We start from the raw sequence: 12,056 nt of genomic DNA, 5'->3' as shown, positions 1-12,056 counted from the left end.
GATGGGAACTCAGCGGAAATGGCGGCGAAGCAGCTTGGCCAGCTCGGCGGCGGCGGCGGTCCGCTCGGCGTCGCCCAGGTCGGGGGCGGCGACATGGGCGTGGAGATGATCCTCGACCAGCTCGTCCATCAACCCGGCCACCGCACCCCGCACCGCCGCCACCAGATGAAGCGTCTCGGCACAATCGGCATCCGCCGTCACCGATCGCTCGATCGCCGCGACCTGCCCCGCGATGCGGCGGACGCGTGCGACGATCTTTTCCTTGCTGGTGGTGACATGTGCCATAACGCATAGGGGTATAGGGTATATTGGGTGTTTCCGCAAGACGGCTTGCCGGGGCGGCTTCGGTTCGGCCAAGGTGGCGGATGCAACGGCAGGAGGCGGCGGACGTGAAGGCATGGCGGCGATGGAGTGTGGCGCTGACGGCGTTCCTGGCGGGCACGGCGGCTCTGCCGGTTCGGGCGGAGACGATCCTGTTCGTCGGCAACAGCTTCACCTTCGGCGCCCACTCGCCGGTCATGCGCTATCGCCCCGATCTGGTCCGCGATCTCAACAATGAGGGGATCGGAGGCGTGCCCGCGCTGTTCAAGACCTTTGCCGAGGAGGCGGGGCAGAACTGGACGGTCAGTCTGGAGACCTCGCCGGGCAAGGATCTGGCGTTCCATTACGAGCAGAAACGGCGTGAGATCGATGGGCGCTGGGATGTCGTGATCCTGCAGGATTACAGCACGCTCGATGCGCAGCGCCCCGGCGATCCGACCCGCCATGCCGAGGCGGCGGGGCTGATCGCGTCGATGCTCCGCCGCGCCAATCCGCGCGTCCGCATCGAACTGGTCACCACCTGGAGCCGCGCCGACCTGACCTATCGCACCCCCAGTCCGTGGCGGGGCAAGCCGATCGACGCGATGGCGGACGATCTGGCGGCGGGCAATGCCTATGCCCTGCGTCGCAATCCGGAGATTGCGGGGGCGATCCCGGTGGGCCAGGCCTGGAACCGGGCATGGCGCGACCGGGTGGCCGATCCGAACCCCTATGACGGCATTGCCTATGGCCAGGTCGATCTGTGGACCTGGGACCAGTATCATGCCAGCGCGGCGGGCTATTATCTGGAGGCGCTGGTCGTATTCGGAAAAGTGACCGGCTATGACGTCCGGCGGCTGGGCGAGCAGGAGCGGGCGGGGCGTGATCTGGGCCTCGACCCGCGCGTGGTCGGCCGGTTGCAGGCGATCGCCCAGGCCGAGCTGACGCAAGCTATTCCGTGACGATCTTTCCGTCGCGGACGGCGACCGGCCAGGGGGTGAGCGCCTGCCCCATGCAGGGGCCGCCCAGGCAATGCCCGTCCTCGACCGCGAACAGCGCGCCGTGCCATGAACAGGCGATGCGCTCGCCGTCGGGGGTCAGATAGGCATCGAGTTCCTGCGCCAGCGGCAGGCCCATATGCGGGCAGCGGTCGACATAGCCATGCACCATGGTCCCGCGTCGGACGACGAAGCCGTGGAAGCGTCCGGCACGCATCTGGATCACGAAGTTGCGCGCCGCGCCGTCCGCGATCGTCTCCAGCGGGCCGAGCGCGATTCCCGCCGGGGTGGCGGTCAGCCGTTCGTCGCTCATCCCGCGTCCTCCTGCGCTTCGGGCGCGGCTTCGGGGGTGCGGCTTCGCAGCCGGTCGGCGGCGGCGGTCAGATGCGGGTAGGGGCTGAGGTCGACCGCGAACCGCTCGGCATTATAGACCTGCGGCAGGACATGGCAGTCGGCCAGCGTCGCGGTGTCGCCATAGGCATAGCCGCGCCCGTGCCGCGCGATCAGCTCCTCCAGCGCGGCAAAGCCCTCCGCGATCCAGTGGGCAATCCAGCGCCGGACCGCATCCTCATCGGCCATCATGTCCTGGCGAAGCACCGTCAGGACGCGCAGATTGTTGATCGGATGGATGTCGCATGCGACGATCGCCGCCATGGCGCGCACCACCGCGCGGCCAGCCGGATCGGCGGGAAGTAGCGGCGGATCGGGATAGCTCTCCTCCAGCCATTCGAGAATCGCCGGGCTCTGGATCAGCGCGCCGTCTGGGCCGTCCAGCACCGGCACCAGCCCTTGCGGTTGCAGGGCGCGATATGCTTCCGCCCGCTGCGCGCCCGTTCGCAGGTCGTGCGACACGCTGTCATAGGAGAGGCCCTTCAGCGCCAGCGCCAGCCGGACGCGATAGGCCGCGCTCGACCGCCAATAGCCGTGGAGCGTCAGGTTCATGGCAGCTGGGCCTTGGGGAAGTCCTTCCACACCGCGTCATAGTCGAGCTGGGCGTGCGACAGCGCATGGGTGGTGGGGCGATAGGGCCAGCAGCTTTCCACCATGAACGCCATCGTCCCCTCGATCCGGTGCGGCCTGAGGTCGGCGGTGCTCGCCGCCTGCCAGCTGGCGAGGTCGGGGCCGTGCCCCGCCATCAGATTGTGCAGCGACAGCCCGCCGGGACGGAAACCCTCCGCTTTGGCATCATAGGCGCCGGTGATGAGGCCCATCGCCTCCGACATGACGTTGCGGTGGAACCAGGGCGGACGGAAGCTATCCTCCGCCACCATCCAGCGCGGCGGGAACAGCACGAGATCGGCATTGGCCCGGCCGGGCACGTCGCTGGGCGAGGTCAGCAGGGTGAAGATCGACGGATCGGGATGGTCGAAGCTGACCGTGTTGATCGTGTTGAAGCGCGACAGATCGTACCGCCACGGCGCCAGATTGCCGTGCCAGGCCACCACGTCGAGCGGGCTGTGGTCGAGCGTCATCGTCCAGAGCGAGCCGAGGAATTTCTGGACGACCTGGGTGGGCTCGTCACGATCCTCGAACCAGGCGACGGGCGTCTCGAAATCGCGTGGATTGCCCAGGCCGTTGGCGCCGATCGGTCCCAGGTCGGGCAGGCGGAACAGGCTGCCATGGTTCTCGGCGACATAGCCCGACGCTTCGCCATCGGGCAACTCGATGCGGAAGCGCACGCCGCGCGGCACCAGCGCGATCTCGCCGGGCGCGATGTCGATCCGGCCCAGTTCGGTCAGGATCGTCAGGCGCCCCGATTGCGGCAGGAAGACCAGCTCGCCATCGGCGTCGACGAAGACCCGCGTCATGTCGCGGTTGCAGGCATAGACATGCACCGCCACGCCCTCCAGATCGGCGGGGTCTCGATTGGCGAGCATCGTCGTCATGCCGTCCAGCCAGTCCGTCCCGGCGGACGGCATCGGTGCCGGGTCCCAGCGCAGCCGGTTGGGGGGCAGGGGGGCGTCGCTGGTGCCGGCCGCAAAACGCGGCGCGCCGTCATAGGGCCGATAGGGCGGATGCTCGGCGGTCGGGCGCAGGCGATAGAGCCAGGAACGGCGGTTTTCGTGACGCGGCGCGGTAAAGGCGGTGCCCGACAGCTGCTCGGCATAGAGGCCGAAGGCGGGGCGCTGCGGCGAATTGCGACCGATGGGCAGCGCGCCGGGGACCGCCTCGGTCGCGATGTGGTTGCCGAAGCCGGGGATGTAGCGCGGGGTTGCCGTCTCGTTCATGATCCTCTCCTTTGTCCGGGCACTTCTACCCGCCACGCCGTCGGTCACGGCGAAGCCGCGCCCCTGTGGCGTGGCCCCGCCGTGCCGGCCGGTCGATCCTGGTCAGGCGTCGACCGTAATCACCCCGCGACGGATCTGGTCGAGTTCGATGCTCTCGAACAGCGCCTGGAAATTGCCGTTGCCAAAGCCCTCATTGCCCTTGCGCTGGATGATCTCGAAGAAGATCGGGCCGATCATATTCTCGGTGAAGATCTGGAGCAGGATGCCCTCTTCCCCGACATTGCCGTCGATCAGGATGCGGTTGCGCTTCAGCCGGTCCAGATCCTCGCCGTGGCCGGGCACGCGCTTGTCGACCAGTTCGTAATAGGTCTCGATCGTGTCCTGCAGCCGGACGCCCCGCGCGCGCAGCTTTTCGACGGTCTCGTAGATGTCGTCGGTGGTCAGCGCGAGATGCTGGATGCCTTCGCCATTATATTCGCGGATGAATTCCTCGATCTGGCTCTTCTCGTCCTGGCTCTCGTTCAGGGGGATGCGGATCGCCTTGTCGGGGGCGATCATCGCCTGGCTGAACAGCCCGGTCGCCTTGCCCTTGATGTCGAAATATTTCTGCTCCTCGAAACCGAACAGCTTGGAATAGAAGCCCGACCAGGTCCGCATTTCGCCGCGACGGACATTGTGGGTCAGATGGTCGAGCAGGTCGAGCCCGACATTGTTCTCGGCCTCCGCCTGGTGCCAGCCCGCCACCTCGGTCCAGTCGGCGAACAGGTCGTCGCCCGCCTTGACCAGATAGAGATAGCTGCCGCCAATGCCCTCGATCGCCCGGGCGTCCGGGCTCAGGCAGCCGCGCGCCGCGTCGACCGGCACCGCGCCGCCCTTCACCGCATGGTCGAAAGCCTCCGCCGGATCGGCCACGTAAAAGCCCATGCCGCTGGCCGAGGGGCCGTGCTCGCTGCGGAACTCGGCGGCCTGGCCTTCGGCCTCGGCGTTGAGGAGCAGGGTGATGCGCCCCTGTTTGTAGCGGGTGATCGCCTTGGCGGGGTGACGATGGGTGGGGACGAAGCCCATCATGTCGAACTGGCGCGCCAGCATGTCGGGTTCGGGGGTCGTGAATTCGCAGAAAGCGAAGCCGTCGAGGCCCAGCGGATTGTTCGGGGTGGTTGCCATGACGTCCAACTCCTGATCCAGTAACGTTGGAGACTAAATCGCAGACCGGAGAATTGGTGTCAAATGTTACGATCTCGCGAATTGCGGCTGGACGCCTTTCTTCCCTATCGCCTGTCGATCACCTCGAATTTGGTCAGTGACCATATCGCCAGCGCCTATCAGCAGCTGTTCGGGCTCACGATCCCGGAATGGCGGCTGATCGCGATCGTGGCGGAGGAAGGCGCGGTGGCGCAGTCGGCGGTGTGCGAGCGTAGCCGGATGGACAAGGTCACCGTCTCGCGCGCGGCGATCGCAATGGTCGGGCGGGGCTTGCTGGCCCGTACGGCGCATGACGGCGACCGACGCTCGCACCTGCTCGTCCTGACCGATGCGGGACGAGAGCTCTACGCAGATGTGTCGCCCAAGGCGTTGGAACTGGAGGAACAATTATTCTCGAGTTTCAAGCCGGAGGAGCTGGAGGCATTCGTCGCGATGCTCCACCGGATCGACGCGGTCGCCCTGTCCCTGCGCGATCAGCCCAAGATGGAGCGATAGAGCGCCAGATATTCGTCGGCCATCCGGTCAACCGAAAAGCGTGTCGCCGCCGCGCGGCGGCAGGCGGCCCGATCGATTTCGCCGATGCGCGCCACCGCCTCGATCGCCTGTTCGACCGTATCGACCAGAAAGCCGGTTACGCCGTCTTCGATCAGCTCGGCCATCGAGCCCCGCCGGATGGCGATGACCGGCGTGCCGCAGGCCATGGCCTCGACCACCGACAGGCCGAAGGGCTCGTCGAAATTGATGAGGTGCAGCAGGGCATAGGCCTGCCCCAGCGTCGCGGTCCGGTCCGCACCGCCGACGGGGCCGCGATAGACGATCCGGTCGCCATCGAGATGGGGCTGCACCTCGCGCTCCCAATAGCCCTGATCCTGTACGATCCCAGCCATCACCAGCCGCCGGTCGGCCGCCCGCGCGGTCGCAATCGCCTCCGCCGCGCCCTTGTCGGGATGGATGCGACCGAAGAAGAGGAGGTCGTCGCTACCCTCTGGATCGAAGGGAAAATCCTCGATCGGAATGCCGTGGTGAATGGTCGCGGCATAGCGCAGATCGGGGTGCCGATCCGCGTCCGAAATGGCGACATAATGCACCCGGTCCTGATAGGGGGCGTACATCGGCAGGATACGCTCGGACGAGAAGCCGTGGATCGTCGTGACCATCGGCGTATCGACCAGCCCCGAAAAGGCATGGGCTGGAAAATCGGCCTGATTGTGGATCAGGTCGAACTCGTCGGCCCGCTCGAACACGGCGGCGAGATGACGCATCTCCCAGACCTTGGCATCGATCGACGGATCTTCCGAATAGGCGGCGGGAACGGGCCCGGCCAGCCTGGCTTTCGTGATGCTGTCCTGAGTGGCGAACAGCGTCACGTCGACACCGCGCGCGACCAGGGCTTCGGTCAACAGGCTCGTCACCAATTCCCACGGACCATAGGCGTGCGGCGGAGTACGCCACGCAATCGGGGCGATCATCGCGATTTTCATGCGTCGGTATCGACTTTCAGGATCAGCCCCTCGTCGGGGCGAAGCAGGGTGGGATCGGCGTCGGACGGAGGGCCCGGCAGGGTGGAGAGCAGCGCCACGCCCGGCGGCAGCGTGACTGGCGCCGGGGCGGACCCCAGGTTCAGCGCCACGACCAGCCGCTCACCATCCTGTTCCCGCTCATAGGCCAGGACGTCGCCGTCCGCCTCGATCAGACGGATCGACCCCCTGGCGAGCGCGGGCGTCATGCGCCGGAGCCTTAGTAGCGCATGGTGGAGCGCCAGCATCGACGCGGGGTCTTCCAACTCGGCGGCGACATTGCGGCGGGGCCAGTCACCGCCCAGCGGCAACCAGGGCTCGCCGGTGGTGAACCCCCCTTGCGCGCTGTCGTCCCATGGCATCGGCGTGCGGACGGGGTCACGGCCCAGCCCCAGTCCGGGCTCGCGCAACTCACGGGGATCGCGGACCCGCTCGGGCGGGATATGGCCGTTCTCCATGCCGAGTTCGTCGCCATAATAGAGCGTCGGCGTGCCACGCAGCGTCAGCAGCAGCATGGCGGCAACCCGCGCCTGCGCGCGTCCGCGCTTGGTGGCGCTGCGCGGGCGGTCATGATTGCCCAGCACCCAATTGGGCCAGCCGCCCGGTGGCAGGGCAGCCTCATAATCGGCGATCATGCGGGCCAGTCCGCGCGCATTCCAGGGCGCATCGATCAGCTGGAAATTGAAGGGCAGGTGGACGCCTTCGCCCGCCAGTCCGTAATAGCGCATCAGTCGCTCGACCGGCAGATAGATTTCGCCGATCAGCACCCGGTCGTCCCCTTCGCGGCCAAAGGCATCGGCGATCGCGCGCATGTCGGCGGCGATGTCATGGACCTCGGGCTGGTCGGTCGAATGAAGCTGGAACACCCGGTTCATTTCCCCGGTCGCCGGGTCCCAGTCCGGGTTGGGCGGGTTGTCGGGAAACCCGGCATGCTTGACGATGTGCCACAGCACGTCGATCCGGAAGCCGTCCACTCCGCGCGCGAACCAGAAGCGAAGGACGTCGAGCATCGCCGCCCGCACCGCCGGGTTGCGCCAGTTGAGGTCGGGCTGTTCCTTCAGAAAGGCGTGATAATAATATTGGCCGGTCGTCGCGTCCCAGGTCCAGGCGGAGCCGCCGAAATCGCTGATCCAGTTGTTGGGCGGTCCTCCGTCCGGCGCGGCGTCCTGCCAGATATACCAGTCGCGCTTGGGGTTGTCGCGCGATGCCCGGCTCTCGACGAACCAGGGATGCTGGTCGGAGCTGTGATTGGGCACGAAGTCGAGCAACAGCTTCAACCCGCGCGAATGCGCCGAGGCGAGCAGCGAGTCGAAATCCGCCAGCGTTCCGAAGCGCGGATCGATCCCGCAATAATCGGCCACGTCATATCCGAAATCCGCCATAGGTGACGGAAAGATCGGTGAAAGCCAGATTGCATCCACTCCCAGCTCGACCAGATAGTCGAGCCGGTTCTCGATCCCGCGCAAATCCCCTATCCCGTCGCCATCGCTGTCCTGAAACGACCAGGGATAGATTTGATAGAGGGCGGCCGACTGCCACCAGGGCCGTGCGCTCACCGAAACAGATCCTTGGGCAGCCGGGTCATCCGGCAGGCCAGATCGGCCTCACCGCTGGCCACTAGATAATGATCGCCCATATCGACGATGCCGGTCGAAAAGACTACCGGCGTCGGCAGGTACATCTGGTGGGCGATGGCGGCGGTGAGGCTGGGGTTCGCTTCCAGCAGCGGAAGGTCGTCCTCGATGCGCAGGATGCGGGTCGGATCGTCCCGGTCGAATAGCGCCCAGAAGCTGCGGTAGATGCCGACCGACTCCCGCCGCTCGACGCCGTGATATAGGGTCAGCCAGCCCCGGTCGGTCAGGATCGGCGGCGTGCCGCCACCGACCTTCATCGCCGAGGTCGAGGCCTTGCGCGCGCGGATGCCGGGTGCCTCGAGCGGTTTCCAGTGAAGCCCGTCGGGCGATGTCGCGAAGTTGATCGACGGACCGCCGACAAAGGGGCTGTCCTCGGGATAGGCGAAATAGACTTCGCCCAGCGGCCGGGTCAGCGCCATGAAACGCCCGTCGACCAGCCCCTCGAAGAACAGCATGTCCTTGTTCTGATGGTCGAGGATGATCCCCGCCAGGCGATAGTCGAGCCCGTTGTCCGAGATGTGGAGCGTCGTCGAATGCCGCTCCGCCGAGACCGAACAGGTGGTCATGTACCAGCGATCGCCGACCCGGCTGATCCGCGCATCCTCGACCCCATAATCCTGCCATGACGCGGCAGGCTCGATCGCCTTGTCGTAATGCACCGCCAGGACGGTCGCGCCGTCGGGGGAAAGCTCGACTGGCAACAACCAAGACAGCGAGGTCAGCGCCAAGATGCGATGGGCCGAGCCACGGATCGCGAACTGGCGCGGATCGGTCATGTCGACCCGGTCGACCGGATAGCGGTCGAGCACATAGCCCGCCCCGGTCCAGCGGATCGCGCGGACATGATCGCCATCGACCGGGTTCGACAGCGCCTCCGCCACTCGGACCACCAGCAACAGATTGCCATTGGCCAGCCGGGTCATGCCCGGATTGAAAGCGCCGAGGACATAGGTCGGCTCGGCGATGCCCCGGCGCAGCGGCGACCGGGACAGGTCGACATCGTCGGGGCGAAAAATCAGCAGGTCGTCGGACATGTGCCGCCAACGCCTGCTGTCATCGCCCGTTCCCGCTCATCCGGCGCTGGCGACCTTCAGGAAGACCGACCATCGATGCTCGAAGAAGTCGCTGGGGTCCAACCCCGAAAAGGGATCGGGCAATTCGAACTGCATCCGGCGACTGGGGCCGTCGATCATGTCGGCGAGCAGGTTGAACAGTGCGATCGGCGTCTCGTCCGCGCGCAGCAGCCCGACCTTTTGCGACGCCTGGATACAGGCGATGATCGGATCGGACAGGACGCGGTCCCAAGTCGCGAAGCGCCGACGCAGTTCGTCGGAAAACACCGCTTCGGAGGTCAGGAAGGCGAGGAAACGAACCGTGTCGGGTTCGACGCAGAAGAAGAAGAAGCGGCGCGCGGAATTCTTCAGCCGCTCCAGCGGATCGCTGCCCTTGCTGTCTTCCACCATCGCCTGGTTGAGGCGGTCCAGATCGCGCGACACTACCGCGTCGAGCAGCGCCATCTTGCCCGCATAACGCCGATAGATGGTGTGTTTGCTGACGCCGACGGAAAGGGCGATTTCCTCCATCGAGGTGCCCTCGATCCCGCGACGGCAAAACGCCTCGCGCGCGCCCGACATGATGATATCGTCGATCTGCTGTGCCTGCTCCCGGGTCGGGCGACCAGCAGTCCTTTTCGTAATGGCCATGATCCCCCTTCTGCGGCCTTATCCCTGCGCCGTCAAATTCAACTGCACTGCGTCGTGTCGTTTATGCAAAATGCGTGGTCCAGGGGAATTGCATGACTTGAACGTCATGAGGTTCGGGGAGTTTCACGGCCGGTCCAAATTTTCCCCTTTCGGGCCGTCGCCGCTGGCGGCTTCGGCATGCGGACAGGGGGATCGCCGGCCCACCCCTTTGCTTTGCGACCCGGAGCGCTTAACCGGACCGTCATGGAACGGGAGCAGGGCATGACGGGCTGGACGATCGGGATCATCGGCGGATCGGGTCTGTATGCGATCGATGCGCTGGAGGATGTCGAGCCGCTGGTGGTCGACACCCCCTGGGGCGCGCCGTCGGACACTTTGGTGCGCGGGCGGATCGGTGCGGTGCGGTTCGTCTTCCTGCCCCGCCATGGCCGGGGGCATCGCCTGTCGCCGACCGAGGTCAATGCGCGCGCCAACATCCATGCCCTGAAGCTGACGGGATGCACCGACATCCTCGCCATCTCGGCTATCGGGTCGCTGCGCGAGGAGCTGGCGCCGGGCCGTTTCGTCGCGGTCGACCAGTTTATCGACCGGACGGTGCACCGCGACACCAGCTTCTTCGGCGCAGGGCTCGTCGCGCATGTCTCGATGGCGGACCCCGTCTGTCCGCGCCTGTCGGCGCTGGCGGCGCAGGCCGGGGAGCGCGCCGGGGCGTCGGTGACGCATGGCGGCATCTATCTGGCGATGGAGGGCCCCCAATTCTCGACCCGTGCCGAAAGCCTGCTCTATCGCCAATGGGGTGCCGACGTCATCGGCATGACCGCGATGCCCGAGGCCAAGCTCGCGCGCGAGGCGGAGCTGCCCTATGCGCTGATCGGCATGGTCACCGATTATGACTGCTGGCGCGAGGACGAGGCGCATGTAGAGGTCGACGCGGTGCTGGCGCAACTGGGCCGGAATGCGGCGACCGCGCGGGGGTTGGTGACGGAACTGGCGGCCTTGCTGCCCGCGGAGCGGACCGCCTCGCCCATCGATACGGTGCTCGACCAGGCGCTGATCACCCATGGTTCGCATATCGATCGGGCCAAGGCCGACAGCCTCGGCCCGATCGTGTCGCGCGTCCTGGCCGCACGGGGTTGAGGATCAGTCCTCGACGATCTGGCTGTGGTTGCGGGTGTCGCGCATCCGCAGATAGACGATCAGCGAGACGCCGATCATCGCGGTGACATACCAGTAGAAGCCCTGTTCGAAACCGGCCTTCTTGAACAGCAGCGCGACCGACTCGGCGGTGCCGCCGAAGATGGTGTTGGCCAGCGCATAGGGCAGGGCGACGCCCAGCGCGCGGATATGCGCGGGGAACAGCTCGGCCTTCACCACCGCGTTGATCGAGGTATAGCCGGTCACGATGATCAGCGCGATCATCACCAGCCCGCCCGCCACCATCGGATCGCGCGTCGTCGCCAGCGTCGAGAAGATGGGATAGGTGAACAGCACGCCCGCGATGCCGAACGCAACCATCAGCGGCTTGCGCCCGATCCGGTCCGACAGCCCGCCCGCCACCGGCTGAAGCAGCATGAAGACGAACAGCGTGACGGCGTTGATCTGGCTGGCAACCTCGCGACTGAACCCGCTGGTGTTGACCAGGAACTTCTGCATGTAGATCGAATAGGCATAGAAGGCGAGGGTGCCGCCCGCCGTCAGCAGCATCACGGTCAGCGTCTCGCGCGGGTGCTTGGTGAACAGCTGGATCAGGCCCGATTGCGGCGCGCCATCCTTCTTGGCGTTCTCGAAGCTCTTCGTCTCGGCCAGCCCGCGCCGAATATAGAAGACGACGACCGCCAGCACCGCGCCCAGCGCGAACGGGACGCGCCAGCCCCATTCGTCCAGCGCCGCCTCCGAAAGCGTCGCCTGCAGGATCAGCAGGACACAGATAGCGAGCAGCTGGCCCGAGATCAGCGTGACATATTGGAAGGACGAGAAGAATCCGCGCCGGTCCTTGCCCGCCATCTCGGTCAGATAGGTCGCGCTGGCGCCATATTCGCCGCCGACCGACAGCCCCTGCATCAGCCGCGCCAGGACGAGAAGCGCCGGGGCGGCGATCCCGATCGTCGCATAGCCCGGCGTCACCGCGATGATGAGCGACCCCAGGCACATCAGCGTGACCGAGAGGCTGAGCCCGGCCTTGCGCCCCTTGCGATCGGCATAGATGCCCATCACCCAAGCCCCGATCGGTCGCATGATGAAACCGACCGCGAAGACCGCCGCCGCGCTCAGCAGCTGCGCGGTGCGGTCCTCGGACGGAAAGAAGTGCGGCGCGAAATACAGGGTGAAGGCGGAGTAGACATACCAGTCGAACCATTCGACGAGATTGCCGGTCGAGCCGCCGATAATGGCCTTCAGCCGCTCGCGCCCGGGGTCGGCGATACTGGTGGTCATGTCATACTCCCTTTGGTTGCATCTTGCCCGCGAACGATCC

The 12,056-nt window shown here is 66.2% G+C and carries 13 protein-coding genes; 3 read left to right on the top strand and 10 right to left on the bottom strand.

What is annotated here, in order from left to right:
* Window positions 1-9: 9 nt before the first annotated feature.
* Window positions 10-285, bottom strand: coding sequence for a metal/formaldehyde-sensitive transcriptional repressor (locus tag QE363_RS12485; protein WP_309695678.1), 276 nt, complete (start codon window positions 283-285; stop codon window positions 10-12).
* A gap of 80 nt (window positions 286-365) precedes the next feature.
* Here QE363_RS12485 and QE363_RS12480 point away from each other — a divergent pair, with 80 nt between their 5' ends.
* Window positions 366-1,262, top strand: coding sequence for a PEP-CTERM sorting domain-containing protein (locus tag QE363_RS12480; RefSeq protein ID WP_309695676.1), 897 nt, complete (start codon window positions 366-368; stop codon window positions 1,260-1,262).
* Here the strand turns inward: QE363_RS12480 and QE363_RS12475 are convergent.
* The 4 genes from QE363_RS12475 to hppD form a co-directional block, all read right to left on the bottom strand.
* Window positions 1,252-1,611, bottom strand: coding sequence for a Rieske (2Fe-2S) protein (locus QE363_RS12475; RefSeq protein ID WP_309695675.1), 360 nt, complete (start codon window positions 1,609-1,611; stop codon window positions 1,252-1,254). The two genes, QE363_RS12480 and QE363_RS12475, sit on opposite strands and share 11 nt — an antisense overlap.
* Window positions 1,608-2,240, bottom strand: a complete 633-nt coding sequence (maiA, locus tag QE363_RS12470) for a maleylacetoacetate isomerase (RefSeq protein WP_309695673.1) — start codon at window positions 2,238-2,240, stop codon at window positions 1,608-1,610. The genes QE363_RS12475 and maiA overlap by 4 nt, the downstream gene beginning before the upstream one ends.
* Window positions 2,237-3,526: a homogentisate 1,2-dioxygenase gene (hmgA, locus tag QE363_RS12465; RefSeq protein ID WP_309695671.1), complete on the bottom strand. Its 1,290-nt coding sequence runs from the start codon at window positions 3,524-3,526 to the stop codon at window positions 2,237-2,239. Before hmgA ends, maiA begins: the two co-directional genes overlap by 4 nt.
* Window positions 3,527-3,628: 102 nt before the next feature.
* A complete protein-coding gene (gene hppD, locus QE363_RS12460) occupies window positions 3,629-4,690 on the bottom strand; it encodes a 4-hydroxyphenylpyruvate dioxygenase (RefSeq protein WP_309695670.1) in 1,062 nt (353 codons plus the stop codon).
* Between the two features lie 63 nt (window positions 4,691-4,753).
* Here hppD and QE363_RS12455 point away from each other — a divergent pair, with 63 nt between their 5' ends.
* Complete coding sequence (locus QE363_RS12455; protein WP_309695668.1) at window positions 4,754-5,224, top strand: MarR family transcriptional regulator; 471 nt, start codon at window positions 4,754-4,756, stop codon at window positions 5,222-5,224.
* Here QE363_RS12455 and QE363_RS12450 read toward each other — a convergent pair.
* From QE363_RS12450 to QE363_RS12435, 4 genes are read right to left on the bottom strand one after another with little or no spacing between them, the layout of a single operon-like run.
* Window positions 5,203-6,210: a glycosyltransferase family 4 protein gene (locus tag QE363_RS12450; protein WP_309695666.1), complete on the bottom strand. Its 1,008-nt coding sequence runs from the start codon at window positions 6,208-6,210 to the stop codon at window positions 5,203-5,205. The genes QE363_RS12455 and QE363_RS12450 overlap by 22 nt on opposite strands.
* A complete protein-coding gene (locus tag QE363_RS12445; RefSeq protein WP_309695664.1) occupies window positions 6,207-7,802 on the bottom strand; it encodes an alpha-amylase family glycosyl hydrolase in 1,596 nt (531 codons plus the stop codon). Before QE363_RS12445 ends, QE363_RS12450 begins: the two co-directional genes overlap by 4 nt.
* The gene (locus QE363_RS12440; protein WP_309695662.1) at window positions 7,799-8,914 is read right to left on the bottom strand and encodes a glycosidase; all 1,116 of its coding nucleotides are present in this window, start codon (window positions 8,912-8,914) and stop codon (window positions 7,799-7,801) included. The genes QE363_RS12445 and QE363_RS12440 overlap by 4 nt, the downstream gene beginning before the upstream one ends.
* Before the next feature lie 36 nt (window positions 8,915-8,950).
* Entirely contained in the window at window positions 8,951-9,583 is a 633-nt protein-coding gene (locus tag QE363_RS12435; protein WP_307099010.1) for a TetR/AcrR family transcriptional regulator, read from the bottom strand.
* Between the two features lie 261 nt (window positions 9,584-9,844).
* On the opposite strand from QE363_RS12435, the gene mtnP reads away from it, so the two are divergent.
* The gene (gene mtnP, locus QE363_RS12430; RefSeq protein ID WP_309695660.1) at window positions 9,845-10,720 is read left to right on the top strand and encodes an S-methyl-5'-thioadenosine phosphorylase; all 876 of its coding nucleotides are present in this window, start codon (window positions 9,845-9,847) and stop codon (window positions 10,718-10,720) included.
* A gap of 3 nt (window positions 10,721-10,723) precedes the next feature.
* On the opposite strand, the gene QE363_RS12425 is transcribed toward mtnP, so the two are convergent.
* On the bottom strand, window positions 10,724-12,016 hold the full coding sequence (locus QE363_RS12425; protein WP_307099006.1) for an MFS transporter: 1,293 nt from the start codon (window positions 12,014-12,016) through the stop codon (window positions 10,724-10,726).
* Window positions 12,017-12,056 lie beyond the last annotated feature (40 nt).

The sequence above is a fragment of the Sphingomonas sp. SORGH_AS_0870 genome (genome assembly GCF_031453175.1).
GTDB lineage: Bacteria > Pseudomonadota > Alphaproteobacteria > Sphingomonadales > Sphingomonadaceae > Sphingomonas.
Note: the sequence above shows the minus strand (reverse complement) of the source record. Positions and strands in the feature narration are given on the sequence as shown.